Below are 19,977 nucleotides of genomic sequence, written 5' to 3' on the forward strand. Positions count from 1 at the left end.
TATTTGTGAGATGCAGAATGACGGATTTTAGTGTATTATGCAAGATAATAATTTTCACAAACATGATGAAGAATTTTAATAATGAAGCCGATATTTCTCGAACTCCGCCATTTAAAAACCTTGCTTGCACTGAAAGAGACGGGGAGCGTGTCGCAAGCCGCCAAGCGGATTTACCTCACGCAATCTGCGCTGTCACACCAAATTAAGCTATTGGAAGATCAATACGGCTTGAGCCTGTTTGAGCGCAAAACCCAGCCATTGCATTTCACTGCCGCAGGCGAGCGCTTGATTCAGTTGGCAACCGACATTTTGCCAAAAGTGATGGCGGCAGAGCTGGATTTGGTGCGGGTGAAAGAGGGCGATGCAGGTGAGCTGCGGATTGCGGTGGAGTGTCACACCTGTTTTGACTGGCTGATGCCCGCAATGGATTTATTTCGGCAGAGTTGGCCGCTGGTGGAGCTGGATATTGTCTCAGGCTTTCACACCGATGCGATTGGGCTGCTGCTGACTCACCGTGCGGATTGGGCGATTGTGTCTGAAATAGAAGAGACGGCTGGCATTGTGCATTTGCCGCTGTTTGGTTATGAAATGGTGGGCATTTGTTCGAAAGATCACCCGTTGGCAAGCAAAGCCGTTTGGCAGGCGACAGATTTTGCCGATCAAACGCTGTTAACCTATCCCGTGCCTGATGATATGCTTGATCTGTTGCGTAAAGTGTTGCACCCGGCAGGGATTAACCCGTTGCGCCGCACCAGTGAATTAACTATCGCGTTAATTCAGCTGGTGGCGAGCAAACGCGGCGTGGCGGCGTTGCCGTATTGGGCGGTGCTGCCATATTTGGAGCGTGGTTATGTGGTGGCACGCAAAATCACCGATGCAGGTTTGCAAAGCGAATTGTACGCCGCTGTGCGCGAAGCTGATGTCAATACCGCATTTGTGCAGGATTTTTATCACACCGTCAAATCACAAAGTTTTTCAACCTTGCCGGGTTTATCGGTGCTGGGTTAGCTGATTTAAAAAGGCGTCATCAAGCTCATCAAGCGAATGGAATTGATAATCCGCCAATACCCAACGCGGATCGGCGCGTTCTGCGGCACTGGGCACTACTACACACTGCATGGCGGCAGCTTTGACAGCAGTCATGCCGGTGATCGAATCCTCAATGCCGAGCGCCTCAATCGGATCAACCATTAATTGTTCTGCTGCGCGCAAATACACTTCTGGGTGCGGTTTGCTGCGAGGCAAATCGGCGGCGGAGACAATCGCTGAAAAATAGGCGCGAATACCGCACTTCTCACAAATCTGTTCCAATAATGCTTGTGGAGAAGCGGAAGCAATCGCCATTTTAATTCGGCGTTGGGCTAAACGTGCCAGCAATGGTTTCACCGTCGGAAATAACGGCTTTTGTTGCAAGATAAGTGCGGTTGCTGCCTGGTGGTATTGCTCGGTAGCGGTGGCGACACTGAGCTGTGCCGTGCCGTATTGACGATAGAAACGGCGCACCACCTCGTCTGAAGGCACGCCGGTCATTTGCTGCATATCTGCATGGGTGACAGGTAAGCCGAGTTGATTAAAATACGTCACCCCGGCTTGTTCCCACAGTGGCTCGGAATCAATTAAGATCCCGTCCATATCAAAGATAACCGCACTTATCGCCATGTTTCACTAGCCTAATAGTTCGATAATATCTGCCGCACGCTTGATGTAATCGCCGCCGAAACGGTGGCTGAAATTCAGCAGATAATAGAGTTGATAAATCGCTTTGCGTTGTTGGTAGCCTTTGTCAATCGGGTTAATACCGTTATAGGCTTGATAAAATTCAGCAGGCAGCGGCTGAAACAGCTCCGCCAGCGCCAAATCACACTCCGCATCACCCCAATAACAGGCGGGATCAAATAGTACGATTTCGTTGTCACTTAAACCGATATTTTTATGATAGAACGCACCGTGCAGCAGCGCTGGAACAGGCTGATATTTGGCTAAATGAAAATTAACCGAAGAAATAATATCTTCGAAATTGCCGAAATGGATCTGTTTTTCCCTGCACAGTTGCAGCTGCCAGCCGATCCGATTTTCACTAAAGAAAGTCGCCCAATTTTTCGCCCAAGAATTAGGTTGATACACCGGCCCCAGCCATGTGTCGTAATCAAAGCCGTATTCGTGACTGCTGCCGCTGGTATGCAACGTCGCCAACTGTGCGCCCAATTCCGCCATTTTGGCATTCGGCACCGGCTCTAACGACAGCGATTCCATTAAGATAAAACAGACATTTTCGGCACAGCCGACACCATAGACGCGCGGCACACGCACCGTACCGCTCTTTGCCAGCAGCGCCAACTGATCCGCTTCGGTGCGGAATAGCGAACGATAGGATTTGTCGTTAACCTTCACGAAAACCGGAATATTGCCGTCGTCAATAATCCACGCTTGGTGCATTTCCCCGTCCTCGACGGGCGTTTTGGATTTAATTGTGTAGTAAGAACCAAATTGTTCAGCCAGTAACTGAGAGATTGCTTTCCACATCATTTTGCTCCTTAATCTAGTCGCCCGTAAGCCTATCTTAGTCGGAACGGATTGATTTTACTGTGATTTGGGTCAAAGTTTAGCGGTTTGGTTTCGCAGGCTAAGATTAACGCTTAAATAATGGGTTTTTCATGCTAAAATAGCGCGCAATTTTGCACAATAGTAGGTGCGAAAGCGTTACTGATTTTATGAATAACACACTATTTTAAACAAGTAGCCTTGCGTATGGGTTACCACTGTAAAAGGACAGATTATGCCAATTATTACTTTACCCGATGGCTCACAACGCCAATTTGACACTCCTGTTTCAGTATTGGAAGTCGCACAAAGCATCGGTGCCGGGCTTGCTAAAGCCACAATTGCCGGGCGCGTGAATGGCGTGCGCAAAGATGCCGTTGATGTGATTAGCGAAGACAGCTCACTGGAAATTATTACCGCCAAAGATGAAGACGGTTTGGAAATTATCCGCCACTCTTGCGCGCACTTATTAGGGCACGCAATCAAACAGCTGTTCCCAAGCGTGAAAATGGCAATCGGCCCGACAATCGATAACGGCTTTTATTATGATGTGGATTTAGACCGCTCTTTAACTCAAGACGACATCGATGCGTTAGAAAAACGCATGTTGGAGTTGGCGAAAACCGATTACGAGGTGGTGAAAAAAGTAGTGAGCTGGCAAGAGGCTTATGACACCTTTAAAGCCCGCGGGGAAGAGTATAAGTTGGCGATTTTAGATGAAAACATCGAGAAAACTTCCACACCGGCGCTGTATCATCATCAAGAGTATGTGGATATGTGCCGTGGCCCGCACGTGCCGAATATGCGCTTTTGTCACCATTTCAAATTACAAAAAATCGCCGGTGCTTATTGGCGCGGTAACAGCGATAATAAAATGCTGCAACGGATTTACGGCACGGCTTGGGCGGATAAAAAACAATTAGCCGCCTATTTACAGCGCTTAGAAGAAGCGGCAAAACGCGATCACCGTAAAATCGGTAAGGCGTTGGATCTGTATCATATGCAGGAAGAAGCGCCGGGCATGGTGTTTTGGCATAATGACGGTTGGACGATTTTCCGTGAATTGGAAACCTTTGTGCGTACCAAACTGAAAGAGTACGATTATCAAGAGGTGAAAGGCCCGTTTATGATGGATCGCGTTTTATGGGAAAAAACAGGGCATTGGCAAAACTATGCCGACTTGATGTTCACCACCTCATCGGAAAACCGTGAATATGCGATTAAACCGATGAACTGCCCGGGTCATGTACAAATTTTCAATCAAGGCTTGAAATCGTACCGTGATCTGCCGTTGCGTATGGCGGAATTTGGTTCGTGCCACCGTAACGAGCCGTCCGGTTCATTGCACGGTTTAATGCGCGTGCGTGGTTTCACCCAAGATGATGCGCATATTTTCTGTACCGAAGATCAAGTGGAAAGCGAAGTAACCGCCTGTATCCGCATGGTGTATGACATTTACAGCACCTTTGGTTTTAACAATATTCAAGTCAAACTCTCCACGCGCCCAGATTCACGGATCGGTTCCGATGAAATTTGGGACAAAGCGGAAGAGGGCTTGGCAAATGCGCTCAAACACAACGGACTGGAATATGAAGTGCAAGAAGGCGAAGGCGCATTCTATGGGCCGAAAATTGAATTTGCGTTGCGTGATTGCTTAGATCGTGAATGGCAGTGTGGTACGATTCAGTTAGACTTCGCTTTACCGGGGCGTTTGAATGCCTCTTATGTGGCGGAAGACAACGAACGCCGTGTGCCGGTGATGATTCACCGTGCGATTTTGGGATCGATCGAGCGTTTCATCGGGATTATCACCGAAGAATATGCGGGCTTCTTCCCAGCATGGCTTGCGCCGGTGCAAGCGGTGGTGATGAACATCACCGACAGCCAAGCAGATTATGTGCAAAACGTGGTGAAAACCTTGTCTGATTCGGGCTTACGTGTGAAATCGGATCTGCGCAACGAAAAAATCGGCTTCAAAATCCGCGAACACACCCTGCGCCGTGTGCCGTATATGTTAGTCTGCGGTGATAAAGAAATTGAAGCGGGCAAAGTAGCGGTGCGTAACCGTAAAGGGCAAGATTTAGGCACATTCACCATTGATGAATTTTGCCAAATTTTGAAAAGCCAAGTGCGGTCACGAGAACTGAATTTGTTGGGCGAAATTGAAGCCTAACCGCACTTTGCGTTAACGAACATAAAAAGACAAGCCGTGGCTTGTCTTTTTTATGGAGGCAGATATTTGTCTACTATGCCGATTTTTATTGCGGTTATAATTTAATTTCGATATTGACTACATAGTTGCGTCCCGGTTCATAAAAACGGGCGAGTCCTTTGCTGTCACGATCCACGGCATTTGTGGTGCTGTGGATATTGATGCCGCGCAGGCGATCCCATGAATGGTATTGACGATTAAACAGGTTGTATACGCCGCCATTCAAAGTGATATTTTTTGTCAGCTTCACATAGCCATACACATCAAACACCGTGGCGGATTGATTCAGGTATGGAAAGGCTTGTCGGCTTTCGGTATAGGTTCTGGAACGGTAATTGAAGTCATTTTTATAAAGCATTGCTTCTTTTGCTTTTTTCGCTCCAAGATACGTCCACTTACTGTGCAGTCCCCAATTACCATTCGGTTGATCGTAACCGATGCCTAATACCACCTTAATCGGCTGAATAGAGAGTAGCGAAACGTTGTTTGACAGTTTGCCTTTGCTGTAGCCGAGCGCGCCGTTTAAGGTTAGTCCTTCAGGCAGTGGGCTAATGGTGTGAAGTTTTAATTCACCTTGCACAGTAATACCGTTAATCGTGGCTCGATCAATATTCACCATTTGCTGAGTGGGTGTTTCTTCATACTGACGGCAAGGGCTTCCGCCAGTGCTAAAGCAGCGATAGGGATCATAGTCTTCATTTTTTTCTCTAATAATGCTTTCTTTTTCATGGAGAAAATTTTTGTAACGGTTATGGTAGAGGGTTACTTTCAGATTGCCGTAATCGCCCTCACCGCTTAAGGTCAACGTATGGTTAAGACTTTGTTCTTGCTTTAAGTTTGGATTTGCCAGCCAACGCCCTGCACGGCTTTTATCAAATGTGAAATACATTTCGGAAGCGGAAGGCGTTCTGAATCCGGAGCTGAGATCATAGCTGAGCAGCCACGACGGCGTTAAAAACAGATCGGTACCCAGTGATAGACTTACGCCGTTGAAGGTTTTGCCTGCGGGGATCGTGTCTTGGCAATTATGGCAGCTGGCATTCAGCGCCTGCGGTTTCAGCCGAGAGGAATCGTAACGAATGCCTACACGGTTGGCAAAGGTTTCGTTCCAGTTAATTTGATCAAACAAGCTCAGATGAAAATGCTGTGTTTTCACCGGGTGTTGAATCGTGTTGGGCTTGGTGACGGGGCCGCGTTGTAAAATATAAGTGTCGAGATTGATATTTTCAAAATCACGCTGATCCCAAGCGCCGCTCAATTTAAATTCATGTGACGAACCGGCTAGGTTGAGCGGCTTACTTTGCAACTCGAATGCCAATTGATTAAATTTGGTTTTCATACGGCGATCGTAGATTTCACCAAGCTCTTTTTCCTCAGTTTTCCAATTTCTCCCGCCTTTGTAATTGACGGACGCCACATCGGTTTTTTGGTGGTTATAGCTTAATTTAAGCATACTCAGCCAAGTGGATTCGGGGGTAAATTCATACGTTAAACGGTAACTTTGGCGTTTATGTTGATCATCGGCTTCCCGCCATTGACTGCCGAAGAGAACGTATGATTTTTCATTGACGGCATTTGTGCCTTTCTGCCCGTGGGTTTCAACGACAACACGGTGTGCTGGGCTGAAACGATAGCCTAATTTGGCTAACCACGCATGGTAACGGTGTTTGGATGGATCCGGCACGCCGCGAGCCGATCCGTTAATATCTTCGCCGTTGCCCAGACTTTTCAATTCATAGCCGCGGCGCAGGCTGTAGAGCAGTGCAATATCCCACCCTCCCTGATTGAGAGCTGTGCCGATAGTATTTAAATATTCGCGATTTTTGCTGCTATAACCGCTCTTTAGCAATACGCCGTAGCGTTCGCCAGGCTGAATTAAATCACGCGGGGTTAGTGTGCGGTAATTCACTGTCCCCCCTAGCGCACCGCTGCCATAGCGAAATGAATCGGCGCCTTGACTGATGTCGATTTGTCGGATCAGCTCCGGATCAATGCTCAAGCGAGAACTGTTGAAATTGCCATAACGGCTATACAGCGAGTTTTCTTCGGAATCAGGCAGCGCCACACCGTCAATACTCAGCCCGACACGGTTTCCTTCCACGCCTCGCAGAGTGAATCCCTTGTTATGCCGACCGTTGTCGGCAATTCCGACATCCGGCGTATAACGCACCAGATCCTGCGCGCTTCCGATCAGCTCTTTTTGAATCTGAAGTCGGTTTTTACTGATGTCTGTCAATTTGTGGCGATATTCACTTTCGACATGAATTTCATCTAAATCGGCTGCGATAGCGTTATTCGCGAGCAACGGGGTGAATAAGAAAAGTGAGAGTTTTTTATGATCCATATTACCATTTCCTACGGTTGTTACGGGCTGATGAATAGTGATAATTGAATGTGCAGCTATTGTTTTTGCTCGGGTTTTTACACAGCTTCATAAATATTTTCAAAGTTAATGTTGATAATGAGATTGATTATTATTAATATGCAAGCCGCCAAGTCAAGCGATTTGGCAAAAATTTAAATTACAGCGGCGTGGTGATCGTGATCACGCTTTTATTGTGAGGTTATACATGGAGTTAGCTGAACTAAAGGATCGATTAAGCCAAGCACAACCGATGGTGCTGGAAGCGTTTGCCGCGGAGAATGGAGTAACGCTGTTTCAAATTTTGCAGGCATTGGAATGCAAGATGATTTCCGGCTCTCATTTTGATCGCATCTGGCATGAAATCAGCGCATGGGAAACCATGACATTGATTGTGCATACCGCAGACGGCATTTGGGAATTTAGCGGGAAATTGCCCAGCGGCACATATCGCCACGGCTATTTTAATTTGCGCGCCACGAGCGGGCTGTCGGGGCATATTAAAGCGGAACGTTGCACGCAGATTGCCTTTTTAAAACGTGAATTTATGGGAAAACAAACCGCGTCGGTGATTTTTTTGAACCGCGATGGTAGCGCAATTTGCAAGATTTTTGTCGGCAGGGATTCACACCGTGAATTATTAACCGATCAGCTACAGCAGTTTGAGCAGATGCAGCTGTATTGATCGAATTGAAGGTATCGCATTGATTCAATTGCCAAATGGCTTTACGCAAAGTGCGGTATTATTTTTAGTATATGATAGGAAAATAACATGACAGAACGTCAAGAGCGACTACAGAACCGACTCGGGCCTGAAGTGCAAGAAATGAAACAACAATGTAAAACATTGTTGTTGGCAACCGTGGATGAACAGGGCAAACCGAACGTGAGTTATGCGCCGTTTGTGTTAAACCCAAGAGGGTATTACGTTTTTATTTCGGATATTGCCCGCCATGCGCGCAATTTGAAAGTGTGCAATCGCGTGTCTTTAATGTTGATTGAAGATGAAGCGGAAAGCCGACAAATTTTTGCTCGCCGTCGCCTTTCGTTTGATGCAGTGGCGGAAATCGTGGCCTATGACAGCGATGAATGGAAACAAGGCGTTGCGGCATTGGCAGCAAGACACGGCGAGGTGGTAGAGCATTTGTCCGGTATGCAAGATTTTACTCTGTTTAATTTGATTCCGGAGCAAGGCTTATTTGTCAAAGGATTCGGACAGGCATTTAAAGTCAGCCCGGATGATCTGATCGGCGCGATTCATTTGCAACAAGGGCATTTGGAGCGCAATGCGTGATGAATCACAAATAAGTGAATCTATCACTTAGTGAAGTGCGGTTTAGCAATGCTATAAATAGCCGCATATTGCATAAAAAATGGCGCTGCGTTTTCACATTGCGCCATTTTTCATTTTATTATTTAGAGGTTTGCTTTTCGCGAATTTCCGCTAGGGTTTTGCAGTCGATGCACAAATCGGCGGTCGGACGTGCTTCTAAACGGCGAATGCCGATTTCAACCCCACAGGATTCGCAATAGCCGAAATCATCGGTTTCCAATTTAACCAAGGTGTGATCGATTTTTTTCAGCAATTTGCGTTCACGATCACGGTTTCTCAACACCAAACTGAATTCTTCTTCTTGAGTGGCTCGGTCCGCCGGATCAGGGAAGTTGGCAGCTTCGTCCTGCATTTGGGCAACGGTTTTGCCGGCTTCATTAACAATTTGCTCACGCCATGCGGTCAGAATTTTTTTGAAATGAAGCAACTGCTTCTCATTCATATATTCTTCACCGTCTTGCTCCTGATAAGCCTCGACGCCAGCCAAAGATAACAGACTCAAAGATGTCTTTGGAGCTACTGCACTCATGATGTTCTCCCCGAAGGATAATTTCATACTGCGATAAACAACGTGAAAATTACCCGGTTATTTTAGTCGAAAAATTAGAAGAAATTTACATTATTAAAATTTCATGCTTTTTGAAGCCGATATAAATAGCAGATGTTAATTCTTTTAGCAAATAAAAAGCGATATGCGGCGGTATGATTTTTAGTCACTTAGATAAAGCCATTAAAAAACAAGTGGTTAAAAAAGTAAATCAAATCCATGTTTTGCGATCCGGATCGCAAAAATAAATCGCATGATTAGATGTCGCATTGTTTCCCGCGTCAAAATGTCAATATTGGAATTTGATGCATATAAACAAATGATGAAATTACCCCTATTCGCTGCGTGTTGGTTGTTAAGCCTTTGTCAGTTATTTTTTATCCCGTCAGTTTGGCTCGGGTATCATCACCTGTGTTACGGGCTGGCATTCGGGTTAGTGTTATTCTGCGTTATTCGTCATGTTTGGCGTGGCAAAAGCCGAACGGACAACCGCACTTATTGGTGGTTTGCGATTGCATTGTTAGTTTTTCTCGGCTATCAACAAAATATTTTGCAAGAGGTTTTGCTGCGGGCGGAAAAGGTAGTGCAGTTGAGGGGGCAGCCGATTGAAAGTGAAATTGAAATTCTCGGCTTTCGTAATCAGCAAATGAGCAGCCAAGTGATTGCGCGGGCGGATTTGTCCGCTTATCAACTCGGCACGATGAAAATTCAACTGAATTGGCAATTGGAACAGCTGCCGCAGCCGGGTGACAAATGGCAAGTGCGGTTGGCGCTGCGTCCGCTCAGTTCGCGCTTAAATGAAGGCGGCTTTAATCGCCAGCGTTGGTTGTTATCGCAGATGATTTTGGCATCAGCAAATGTGAAACAAGCGGAATTGCGACAACGTGCGCCAAATTGGCGGCAGCGCAAGCTGGCTCAGGTGTTTGAACAAACGGCGGGCTTGCGTCACCAAGGTGTTATTTTGGCATTGGCATTCGGCGAACGTGCTTGGCTAGATGCGGACGATTGGCGCGCTTTTCGCGAAAGCGGAACCGCGCATCTGATTGCCATTTCCGGTTTGCATATCGGGCTGGTCGCTTGGTTGGTGTGGGGCGTGGTTCGTTTAGTCCAATTCGGTGTTAAATCATGGGGAATTTCGTATCGGCTACCGCACTTGCTGGCGCTGTTAGCAGCGGTGTGCTATGCCTATTTGGCGGATTTTCAACTGCCGACTGAGCGGGCGCTGTGGGCATACGCATTTTGGTTGTGTTTGGCGTTCAGTCGGGTTTATTTGCCGCCGTGGAAAATGGTGTTGTTGATTGCGGCATGGCTAACATGGCTTGATCCGCTGGCAATCTTAAATGAAAGTTTTTGGCTGTCATTCGGCGCAGTGGCGGCACTGTGTTTTTATTACCACTTTTTTCCGTTGAACCGTTGGCAATGGCGGGGGATTCCGTTAAAGCAGCGGTTGCCTACAGTGGGCTATTGGCTGTTGGGTTTGTTGCATCTGCAACTCGGCTTATTGCTATTATTTACGCCGCTGCAATTACTGATTTTTCAAGCCTTTCCAATCGGTACGCTCTGGAGTAATCTGCTGCTGGTGCCGCTGTTTGGTTTTGTCTTAGTGCCGCTAATTTTGCTGAATCTGCTATTTGCAACGGATCTTGGTTGGCGAAGTATCGACTGGTTGCTACAACACAGTTTACGCCTGTTGGCGCAATTGCCGAATCAGTATCTGATGTTGTCAAACCAACAGCAGGCATGGATCACCTTGATGTGTTTCGGCACATTGTTGTGCTTGTTGTTATACCGCACTTGGCGTGGTTGCGAGCAGCAAAAAGTGCCGACTCGGCAAACCTGTCGTCGGGCAAGCGTGCTATGCGGTTTGTTTTTATTAATTGGTTTAACCAATATAGTCAGCAAATCATTAAATCAAGCCGACTGGCGACTCGAAATGTTAGATGTGGGGCAGGGTTTGGCGGTGTTGCTGATTGACGGTAAAAAGGCAACCCTGTTTGATAGCGGGCAGTCGTGGCAGGGCGGCAGTATGGCGCAGAGCGAAATTTTGCCGTATTTATCTCGGCAAGGCTTGGAATTGCAGCAGTTGATTATCAGTCATGATGACAACGATCATGCGGGCGGAGTGCAGCCGCTGTTAAATGCGTTTCCAAGTGCGGTTTTGGTGCAAAGTTCAAATAAAGATTACCACGCCCGACAGCGGCGTTTTTGTCGACAAGGGGAAAAATGGCACTGGCGAGGCTTTCAGTTTGAAGCCTTTGCGCCACGAATGATAACCATGCAAGCGGGCAATGCCGATTCCTGCGTGCTATTAGTCAGCCGAGATCGGCTGCGGCTGTTGTTGAGTGGAGATTTGGACGCGACGGGCGAGCGGCAAATTGCCGCCAACATCGGCAAGGTGGATTGGCTGCAAGTCGGGCACCACGGCAGTAAAAGTTCGACAAGCTGGCTATGGTTGGCAAACTTGCGTCCTGAAGCTGCCTTGATTTCCGCAAGCCTCTACAATCAATGGCAATTACCCAGCGCTGCGGTACTTGCACGCCTGCAACAGGCTCAAAGTGCGGTTTATAATACCGCACTTGACGGGCAAATCCGGATTTCAGTTAAAAACGGCAGCTGGCGAATCGACACCGCCAGAAGACGGCTAGCGCCTTGGCATCAGATAATTATTGGCGAAGCAAAGGAAATACAGTTAGAATAAGCCAATTTGACGCTAAAAAATGCGATTAATTTAATTGGAAAAATGAATGGAAGATAAAGACTTTTCTACCGCCAAAACCTTCAAACGCCTTTGGCCGATGATCCTGCCGTTTAAATCCGGCTTAATTGCAGCGGCGATCGCGTTGATCATTAATGCGCTGACCGATGCCGGGCTGATCTCAATGTTGAAACCGTTGCTAGACGACGGCTTCGGCAAAGCCGATACCGATTTTTTGAAACTGATGGCGGTGTTGGTGGTGGTGCTGATTTTCTTCCGCGGCTTGAGTAATTTTGTTTCCACTTATTGTTTAGCATGGGTTTCCGGCAAAGTGATCATGACCATGCGCCGTCGCTTGTTTAAGCACATGATGTATATGCCGGTTACCTTTTTTGATAACAACTCCTCAGGCAAATTGCTGTCGCGGATCACTTATGATTCCGAGCAAGTGGCGTCGTCGGCGTCGGGGGCGTTGGTGACGATTGTGCGTGAAGGGGCGTATCTGATCTCTTTGTTAGGCGTGATGATTTATACCAGCTGGCAATTGTCGGTGGTGTTGTTTGTCATCGGTCCGATTATTGCGATTTTGATTCGATTGGTTTCCAAACACTTCCGCCGCTTGAGCAAAAATATGCAAACGTCAATGGGCGAACTGACCTCCTCGGCTGAACAGATGCTGAAAGGGCATAAAGTGGTGCTGTCGTTCGGCGGACAAAAAGTGGAAGAACAGCGCTTTAATCATGTCAGCAATGATATGCGCCGCAAGGGCATGAAAATGATGATGGCGTCGGCGATTTCCGATCCGGTGGTGCAGATCATTGCTTCTTTTGCGTTGGCGATCGTGTTGTATCTGGCAACCGTGCCGAGCATTATGAGCCAGAATCTGACCGCAGGATCGTTCACCGTGGTGTTCTCCTCCATGTTGGCGATGATGAAACCGTTAAAATCGTTAACCAATGTGAACGCCCAATTCCAGCGCGGCATGGCGGCGTGTCAAACGCTGTTTTCGATTATGGATTTGCCAATCGAAAAAGATCAAGGCACGTTGGTAAAAGACAAAGTGAACGGCGATGTCAGCTTTAACCATGTTTCGTTCCACTATCACGGCAAAGAGCAAAATGTGTTGCAGGATGTCTCTTTTGAGGTAAAAGCGGGCAGCACCGTAGCGCTGGTCGGGCGCTCCGGCTCGGGCAAATCGACCATCGCCAATTTATTGACCCGTTTTTATGATATTGAGCAGGGCGAAATTCTGCTCGACGGGCATAATATCAAAGAATACACCTTGGAAAATTTGCGCACCCACTGTGCGGTGGTGTCACAGCAAGTGCATCTGTTTAATGACACCGTTGCTAATAACATTGCCTATGCCGCCACTGATCAATATAGCCGTGAACAGATTATCGAAGCGGCAAGAGCAGCGCACGCACTGGAATTTATCGAAAGCCTGCCGCAAGGTATGGATACTGAAATCGGCGAAAACGGCGTGATGTTGTCCGGCGGGCAACGACAACGCTTGGCGATTGCAAGAGCATTGCTGCGTAACGCAACGGTGCTGATTTTAGACGAAGCCACTTCGGCGCTGGATACCGAATCCGAACGGGCGATTCAAGCGGCGATTGACGGTTTGCGCAACGATCGCACTATTATCGTGATCGCCCACCGTTTATCAACGATTGAAAATGCCGATGAAATCTTGGTGGTGGATCACGGACAAGTGATTGAGCGCGGTACGCATCAACAATTATTGGCAGCAGGGAATGCCTATTCTCAACTGCATAAATTACAATTTAGTCAATAACCGGACATCTGGGGCGTACCTATGAATTTTTGGTATCAAAAAAGCATTTGGGTTTGGCTGCTTGCACCGCTTGCGTTACTGTTTTGGGCGATAAGTGCGGTGCGGCGCGTGGCGTATCGTTTCGGTATTCTCACTTCGTGGAAAGCGCCGGTGCCGGTGGTGGTGATTGGTAATTTATCGGTCGGCGGCAACGGCAAAACCCCGTTTACGATTTGGCTGGCGCGCCGCTTGCAGCAGCAAGGGCTGAAGGTTGGCGTGATCTCACGCGGTTATGTGCCGGGAAATAACGAAGTCAGAAACTATCCGCAATTGGTGAACCCGAATTCCAATCCGGCGGAAGTGGGCGATGAACCGGTGCTGATTGCTCGCCACAGCACGGCAAAAATGGCGATTTCGCCTAACCGCCGTCAAAGTATTGAATTATTACATAAGGCTTATCATATTGATGTCATCTTGAGTGATGACGGCTTGCAACACTATGCGCTACAGCGTGATATTGAAATTGTGGTGGTTGACGGGCAGCGCCGTTTCGGCAACGGTTGGCTGATGCCGGCGGGGCCGCTGCGTGAACTGCCGAGCCGATTGAAAACAATCAATGCGGTGGTGTGTAACGGCGGCGAAGCGAAGCCGAATGAAATTCAGATGCGATTACAAGCCAAAGTGGCGGTGAATTTATTGACCCAAGAAGAACGCCTGCTGACTGATTTCGGCTCCACTCAAATTGTCGCGGTGGCGGCGATTGGTCATCCGCAGCGCTTTTTCAATATGCTGAAAAATATGCAACTGACGATCGCCAAGCAAAAAGCATTTGCCGATCATGCCAAACTGTCGGCGGATAAGCTGAATTCATTAGTGAAAGCGGATCAAGCATTGTTTATGACCGAAAAAGACGCTGTGAAGTGCGGTCAGTTTGCTCGGGAAAACTGGTGGTATGTGCCGGTGGAAGCTGAACTGGATCCGGCAATTAATGTTGTGGTGGAACAGATTTTACAAGAGGTGAAAGGTGAATAACAAGATTTTGCAGGTGATTGCCTGTCCGCGTTGTCATGCCAAATTACGCTATGATAAAGACAATCAACGCTTGATTTGTGACCATGAGCAGCTGGCATACCCGATTGAAAACGGCATTCCGGTGTTGTTGCCGGAAAGCGGTATTGTGTTAACAGAAAAGGATCAGCAAAATGGTAAAATTTAATGTGATTATTCCGGCGCGTTATGCTTCCTCTCGTTTGCCGGGCAAACCGTTGGCGGACATTGCCGGTAAACCGATGATTCAACACGTTTGGGAACAGGCGCAAAAATCAGGTGCAGAACGGATTATCGTGGCGACCGACCATGGCGAAGTGGCGGCAGTGGCGCGAGGATTCGGTGCTGAAGTTTGCATGACGGCGGAAAGCCATAATTTCGGCACTGAACGTTTGGCGGAAGTGGTAGCGAAAACCGGCATGGCGGCTGATGAAATTATTGTGAATGCGCAGGGCGACGAGCCGTTGATTCCGCCGTCAATTATTCGCCAAGTGGCGCAAAATTTAGCCGATAACGCGGTAAAAATGGCGACGTTGGCGGTGAAAATTGAACACGCCGAGGAACTGTTTAATCCGAATGTGGTCAAAGTGCTGACCGATCAACAAGGCTTAGTGTTGTATTTTTCAAGAGCGGCGATTCCTTGGGATCGTGATCAATTCGCTGCATTGAAAAAGGGCGAGATCAACGAAGCAGAATTAGACTTGGCAAAAACCGCCTATTTACGTCATATCGGGCTATATGCCTACCGTGCCGGATTTATTCAGCAATATATCGAGTGGCAGCCGACCGCACTTGAGCAGATCGAGTCGTTAGAGCAGCTGCGAGTGTTGTGGTACGGTGAAAAAATTCATCTGGCGTTGGCGCAAGAAGTGCCGGCTGTCGGAGTGGATACGTTTGAGGATCTTGAAAAAGTTCGTCAAATTTTAACTCAGTAATATCAGGAACAATCTTATGTTAGACAAAATTTTAGGTTCAGTGGTCTCCAGTGTGTTGGGCGGAGAAGCCGGAAAACAGGGGCAGGCGATGGCGATTATCAATGCGTTATTGTCCTCACAAGGCGGCATTCAAGGTATTCTTGCCAAATTCCAACAAGGCGGGCTGGATGATCTGCTGCAATCTTGGCTGGGAACCGGTGAAAATAAAAGCATTTCCCCGACCCAAGTGGAAGATGTTTTCGGCAAACAAGAATTACAGCAAGCGGCACAACAAGCCGGCGTGCAAGACGAAGCGCAAGCTTCAGATTTGCTTTCTCAATTCTTACCACAAATCGTTGATAAACTCAGCCCGAACGGCGCATTGGACAAAAATGCCGACAGCGACTTGTTGTCAAAAGGCATCCAGTCGGTATTGAATAACTTTTTGAAGTAATTCAATAACGCTCAATAAATTAAATTAAAATCGGGCGGATTTATCATCCGCCTCCATACAAAATTAACGATATGTTCGACGCCAAACGCTTTCTTGCCGAAGTCACTACCGAACCCGGAGTGTATCGGATGTATGATGACAAAAACGAGGTCATCTATGTCGGCAAAGCCAAAGATCTGAAAAAACGCCTTTCCAGTTATTTCCGTAAAAATCTTGCCAGCAAAAAAACTGAAACTTTAGTGGCGCAAATTGCACAGATTGATGTGACCGTCACCCATTCGGAAACCGAAGCGCTGCTGCTCGAACATAACTATATTAAACAATATCAGCCGAAATATAACGTTTTACTGCGCGACGATAAATCTTATCCGTTTATTTTACTGACCAAAGAGCGTCATCCTCGGCTGAGCGCGTTTCGTGGTAGTCGAAAAATTGCCGGTGATTATTTCGGGCCGTATCCGAATGCCGGGGCAGTGCGTGAGACGCTATCATTGTTGCAGAAACTGTTTCCGGTGCGCCAATGTGAAGACACCACCTACCGCAACCGCTCGCGCCCTTGCTTGCAATATCAAATCGGGCGCTGCTCCGCGCCTTGTGTCAGCGGTTATGTCAGCGATGAGGAATATAATCGGCAGGTCGATTATGTGCGCCTGTTTTTGCAGGGCAAAGATCAGCAAGTGGTACAACATTTGGTCAGTCAAATGGAACAGGCGAGCGGGCAGCTGGATTTCGAAAAAGCCGCATTATATCGCGACCAGATTCAGGCGGTGCGCGCGGTGACGGAAAAACAATTTATTTCCAATCAAAATACCGATGATCTGGATATTATCGCGATTGCCTACCAACACGGCATCGCCTGTATCCATGTGATGTTTATTCGTCAGGGCAAGGTGTTGGGCAGCCGCAGCTATTTTCCGAAAATTCCAAGCCATACCGCACTTGATGAAGTCAGCGAAACCTTTTTCGGGCAGTTCTATTTGCAAGCCAGCCAAGGGCGGACGATTCCGAAAAAAATCATTACCAATCGCCAACTGCAACAAAAAACCGCACTTGAGACGGTGTTAGCCGAGCAAGCTGGTTTTCAGGTGGCAATTCAAGATCAGGCGAAGGGTAAACAGTCAAAATTTTTACATTTGGCGCAAATGAATGCCGAAATTGCGCTAGCGGATCAGTTGAAACAACATGGGCGAATCAAAGAGCGGTATCAGGCGCTTGGCGAATTGCTCGGCTTGCCGTCAATTCGGCGAATGGAATGTTTTGACATTAGCCATACCATGGGCGAACAAACTGTCGCCTCTTGCGTGGTTTTTAATTCGGACGGACCGTATAAAGCAGATTATCGCCGTTTTAATATCGACGGCATCACGCCGGGCGACGATTACGCGGCAATGGAAAAAGCCTTACTCAAACGCTATAACAAGCCGCTGGAAGCGGAGAAAATTCCCGATATTATCTTTATCGACGGCGGCAAAGGACAGCTCAACCGCGCTTTGGCGGTGTTCGCCGACTTGAATGTCGAATGGGATAAACAACATCCGTTACTGATTGGCGTCGCAAAAGGTGTGGATCGCAAAGCCGGATTGGAAACCTTGATCATCAGCAACCAAGGGCGAGAATTGCACTTGCCTGCCGACAGTTTGGCGTTGCATTTAATTCAGCATATTCGCGATGAATCGCACCGCCACGCAATTGGCGGACATCGCAAAAAACGCCAAAAAGCCTTTGCGCAAAGCGGATTGGAATCAATCGCCGGAATCGGCAGCAAGCGCCGTCAAGCGCTGCTGAAATATTTGGGCGGAATGCAAGGGGTGAAATCTGCTAGCGTCGACGAACTGGCGACCGTGCCCGGAATTTCACGAAAAATGGCGGAAATTGTTTTTGAGCAATTGCGCGAGTCATAATGGAAAAGGCAGGAAAATCCTGCCTTGAATAGCTAATAACGAGCTAATTAAGCATCGTCTAAAACCAAATACACTTGCTTAATCGGACCGTGCACCCCAATCACTTTTACCAATTCAATGTCTGCGGTGGCACTCGGACCGGAGATAATATTAACGCATGACGGCATCCGTTCGCCTTGCTGCGCTTTTTGGTGCAAAATGGTTGCCAATTGCGCAACGCGTGGCAAAATCGTACTTTTTTTCACCACGGCAATTGAAATTTGCGGCAGTAAGCTGGTGGCGCGTCCGCGTTCGGCAGAGGAGTACAACACTATGCCGCCGGATTCGGTTAAACCGTATTCGGCGAACACAATTCCGATATTGGCTTTTTCAGCAAAAGTGCGGTTTTGCTCGGCGCTATATTCCGACCAGATGTGAGTAGTGTAACGATGTTGCACCGCCTGTGTTAAGCCGTATTGATTCAGGCGTTCGTCATCGTTTAACAACACCTCGCCGCCTTGTAATTTGTCACAAAGCTCTAAAAGTGCGGTCGGTGCGTTGGCTGCGCTGGTTAACACGCATTCCACCGCCATCACTTCAGTGGCAACTTTGACAAATTCGGCGCAGCGTTGTTCGTCGTCCAATTCGGTGAGCCGGGTGACCGGCTGAGTGGTAACGGTTTGATAACCGCCGACTACTTCTTTGCGCAGCGGTCTGCCCAATTGTGCTGCCAGATGTTCTAAAAATTGCTGTCTGTTTTGTTGATCTAACATAACTGTTTTCCTTTAATTCTGTTTGGCATCGCTCAGCGGTTTTTAAACCATTGACGGAAACTTTCACCTTCGGCTTCCGGTAGATCGCGGGCTTTGGTCCATTCCGAAATGGCGCCGACATTGATTGGCGCTTTGCCGTTTTTGATCAGTTTTTTGCTGAGTTTCGCCCCGATATTCATCCCGACTTTCCATAATGTAGGATGGTTATTGGCGAGGGTGAACATACGCACGGACAGTTTCTCTAGGGTCGGGGTGATTCCTTGTTCGACCATTTTGCCGCGGTGTTTCAACAGCAGGTTCGCCAACGGAATTTTGACCGGACAAACTTGATTACACGCGGTGCACAGTGAACAGGCATACGGTAGATCTTTAAAATCTTCGTAACCGCCTAAAATCGGCGATAACACTGAGCCGATTGGGCCGGGGTAGATCGAACCATAACTATGTCCGCCCATTTGGCGATAAGCGGGACAAACGTTTAAGCACGCACCGCAACGGATACAACGCAGAATATCGTTAAATTCGCTGCCTAACGCTTTGGAACGACCGTTGTCGACAATCACCAAATGAAACTCTTCCGGGCCGTCGGTTTCGCCCGCCAAACGCGGGCCGGTCAACCAAGTGTTATAACTGGTTAAACGCGCTCCGACCGCACTTCGCGCCAGCAGGGTGATCAACACATCGACTTCTTCAAATGTTGGTGCCAAACGTTCCATGCCCATCACCGCAATGTGCGTTTTCGGCAGGGTGGTGGCTAGGCGTAAATTGCCTTCGTTGGTCACTAAGCAGACGCTGCCGGTTTCGGCGACGGCAAAGTTACAGCCGCTGATGCCGATGTCGGCTTCCAGAAAATCTTTACGGATAGCCTGGCGGATAAACAGCGTCATTTCTTCCGGTGTCGCTTCTCCTTGGTAGCCCAGTTTTTCATGCAATACTTTACGGATTTGATGACGATCTTTATGGATTGCCGGCACCACGATATGCGACGGTTTATCGCCGGCAAGTTGCAGGATATATTCGCCCAGATCGCTTTCGATCACCTGAATATTTTCCGCTTCCAACACATGGTTCAAGCCGATTTCTTCGGTTACCATCGACTTGGATTTAACCACTTTTTTCGCTTGTTTTTGTAATGCGATACGCTTGATGTAATCGGTGGCATCCTGCGCGGTATTGGCAAAATAGACCTGCCCGCCATTGGCGGTGACTTTCTCCGACAGTTGATAGAGATAAGCGTCCAGATTTTCCAAAACGTGATTACGAATGGCTTTCGCCTGTTCGCGCCACTCTTCCCAATGTCCCAATTCATCGACCATTTTCTGGCGGTTAGCGCCGATCCGCTCTTGCGCCATCACTACAGCTTTGCGCATCACTCCATTATGGATTTCATCGTTAAGCCGCTCTTTGAACGGGATTTCGCTGGTTCTTAATGACATGGTTTT

17 protein-coding genes are annotated in these 19,977 nt (G+C 47.9%); 11 read left to right on the top strand and 6 right to left on the bottom strand.

Features of this window, described 5'->3' with window-relative positions; all coding sequences use genetic code 11:
- The first annotated feature begins 81 nt into the window (after window positions 1–81).
- A complete protein-coding gene (locus tag ACUHGC_RS07820) occupies window positions 82–1,008 on the top strand; it encodes a LysR family transcriptional regulator (RefSeq protein ID WP_446832789.1) in 927 nt (308 codons plus the stop codon).
- Here ACUHGC_RS07820 and hxpB read toward each other — a convergent pair.
- Together hxpB and ACUHGC_RS07830 are read right to left on the bottom strand one after the other, a co-directional pair.
- Window positions 991–1,659, bottom strand: coding sequence for a hexitol phosphatase HxpB (gene hxpB, locus ACUHGC_RS07825; RefSeq protein ID WP_446832790.1), 669 nt, complete (start codon window positions 1,657–1,659; stop codon window positions 991–993). The genes ACUHGC_RS07820 and hxpB overlap by 18 nt on opposite strands.
- Window positions 1,660–1,665: 6 nt before the next feature.
- Window positions 1,666–2,523, bottom strand: a complete 858-nt coding sequence (locus ACUHGC_RS07830) for a fructosamine kinase family protein (RefSeq protein ID WP_446834869.1) — start codon at window positions 2,521–2,523, stop codon at window positions 1,666–1,668.
- A gap of 253 nt (window positions 2,524–2,776) precedes the next feature.
- On the opposite strand from ACUHGC_RS07830, the gene thrS reads away from it, so the two are divergent.
- Window positions 2,777–4,714 (top strand): threonine--tRNA ligase, encoded by a 1,938-nt coding sequence (gene thrS / locus ACUHGC_RS07835; protein ID WP_446832791.1) that lies wholly within the window; start codon window positions 2,777–2,779, stop codon window positions 4,712–4,714.
- A 94-nt stretch (window positions 4,715–4,808) separates the two neighbouring features.
- Here the strand turns inward: thrS and ACUHGC_RS07840 are convergent, their stop codons facing one another.
- Window positions 4,809–7,097 carry a TonB-dependent hemoglobin/transferrin/lactoferrin family receptor gene (locus ACUHGC_RS07840; protein WP_446832792.1) on the bottom strand — a complete coding sequence of 763 codons (2,289 nt, stop codon included), beginning with the start codon at window positions 7,095–7,097 and terminating at the stop codon, window positions 4,809–4,811.
- Between the two features lie 226 nt (window positions 7,098–7,323).
- On the opposite strand from ACUHGC_RS07840, the gene hutX reads away from it, so the two are divergent.
- Both hutX and hutZ read left to right on the top strand, forming a co-directional pair.
- A complete protein-coding gene (gene hutX, locus ACUHGC_RS07845) occupies window positions 7,324–7,800 on the top strand; it encodes a heme utilization cystosolic carrier protein HutX (RefSeq protein WP_446832793.1) in 477 nt (158 codons plus the stop codon).
- 87 nt (window positions 7,801–7,887) lie between these two features.
- Complete coding sequence (gene hutZ / locus ACUHGC_RS07850; RefSeq protein WP_446832794.1) at window positions 7,888–8,409, top strand: heme utilization protein HutZ; 522 nt, start codon at window positions 7,888–7,890, stop codon at window positions 8,407–8,409.
- A 118-nt stretch (window positions 8,410–8,527) separates the two neighbouring features.
- Here the strand turns inward: hutZ and dksA are convergent, their stop codons facing one another.
- A complete protein-coding gene (gene dksA, locus ACUHGC_RS07855) occupies window positions 8,528–8,977 on the bottom strand; it encodes an RNA polymerase-binding protein DksA (protein ID WP_446832795.1) in 450 nt (149 codons plus the stop codon).
- A 337-nt stretch (window positions 8,978–9,314) separates the two neighbouring features.
- Between dksA and ACUHGC_RS07860 the strand changes: the two genes are divergently transcribed.
- From ACUHGC_RS07860 to uvrC, 7 genes are all read left to right on the top strand, one after another.
- Window positions 9,315–11,693 carry a DNA internalization-related competence protein ComEC/Rec2 gene (locus ACUHGC_RS07860; protein ID WP_446832796.1) on the top strand — a complete coding sequence of 793 codons (2,379 nt, stop codon included), beginning with the start codon at window positions 9,315–9,317 and terminating at the stop codon, window positions 11,691–11,693.
- A gap of 46 nt (window positions 11,694–11,739) precedes the next feature.
- A complete protein-coding gene (gene msbA, locus ACUHGC_RS07865; RefSeq protein WP_446832797.1) occupies window positions 11,740–13,488 on the top strand; it encodes a lipid A ABC transporter ATP-binding protein/permease MsbA in 1,749 nt (582 codons plus the stop codon).
- A 21-nt stretch (window positions 13,489–13,509) separates the two neighbouring features.
- Window positions 13,510–14,499 (top strand): tetraacyldisaccharide 4'-kinase, encoded by a 990-nt coding sequence (lpxK, locus tag ACUHGC_RS07870; RefSeq protein WP_446832798.1) that lies wholly within the window; start codon window positions 13,510–13,512, stop codon window positions 14,497–14,499.
- The gene (locus tag ACUHGC_RS07875; protein ID WP_446832799.1) at window positions 14,492–14,683 is read left to right on the top strand and encodes a Trm112 family protein; all 192 of its coding nucleotides are present in this window, start codon (window positions 14,492–14,494) and stop codon (window positions 14,681–14,683) included. The genes lpxK and ACUHGC_RS07875 overlap by 8 nt, the downstream gene beginning before the upstream one ends.
- Window positions 14,670–15,449 carry a 3-deoxy-manno-octulosonate cytidylyltransferase gene (gene kdsB, locus ACUHGC_RS07880; RefSeq protein ID WP_446832800.1) on the top strand — a complete coding sequence of 260 codons (780 nt, stop codon included), beginning with the start codon at window positions 14,670–14,672 and terminating at the stop codon, window positions 15,447–15,449. Before ACUHGC_RS07875 ends, kdsB begins: the two co-directional genes overlap by 14 nt.
- A 16-nt stretch (window positions 15,450–15,465) precedes the next feature.
- Window positions 15,466–15,882: a YidB family protein gene (locus ACUHGC_RS07885; RefSeq protein WP_446832801.1), complete on the top strand. Its 417-nt coding sequence runs from the start codon at window positions 15,466–15,468 to the stop codon at window positions 15,880–15,882.
- Window positions 15,883–15,953: 71 nt separating this feature from the next.
- Window positions 15,954–17,783, top strand: coding sequence for an excinuclease ABC subunit UvrC (gene uvrC, locus ACUHGC_RS07890; RefSeq protein ID WP_446832802.1), 1,830 nt, complete (start codon window positions 15,954–15,956; stop codon window positions 17,781–17,783).
- A gap of 47 nt (window positions 17,784–17,830) precedes the next feature.
- Here the strand turns inward: uvrC and ACUHGC_RS07895 are convergent, their stop codons facing one another.
- Entirely contained in the window at window positions 17,831–18,535 is a 705-nt protein-coding gene (locus tag ACUHGC_RS07895; protein WP_446832803.1) for a LutC/YkgG family protein, read from the bottom strand.
- A 32-nt stretch (window positions 18,536–18,567) separates the two neighbouring features.
- On the bottom strand, window positions 18,568–19,971 hold the full coding sequence (locus ACUHGC_RS07900; protein ID WP_446832804.1) for a LutB/LldF family L-lactate oxidation iron-sulfur protein: 1,404 nt from the start codon (window positions 19,969–19,971) through the stop codon (window positions 18,568–18,570).
- Between the last annotated feature and the right edge of the window lie 6 nt (window positions 19,972–19,977).

The organism is Testudinibacter sp. P27/CKL/0425 (genome assembly GCF_052931395.1).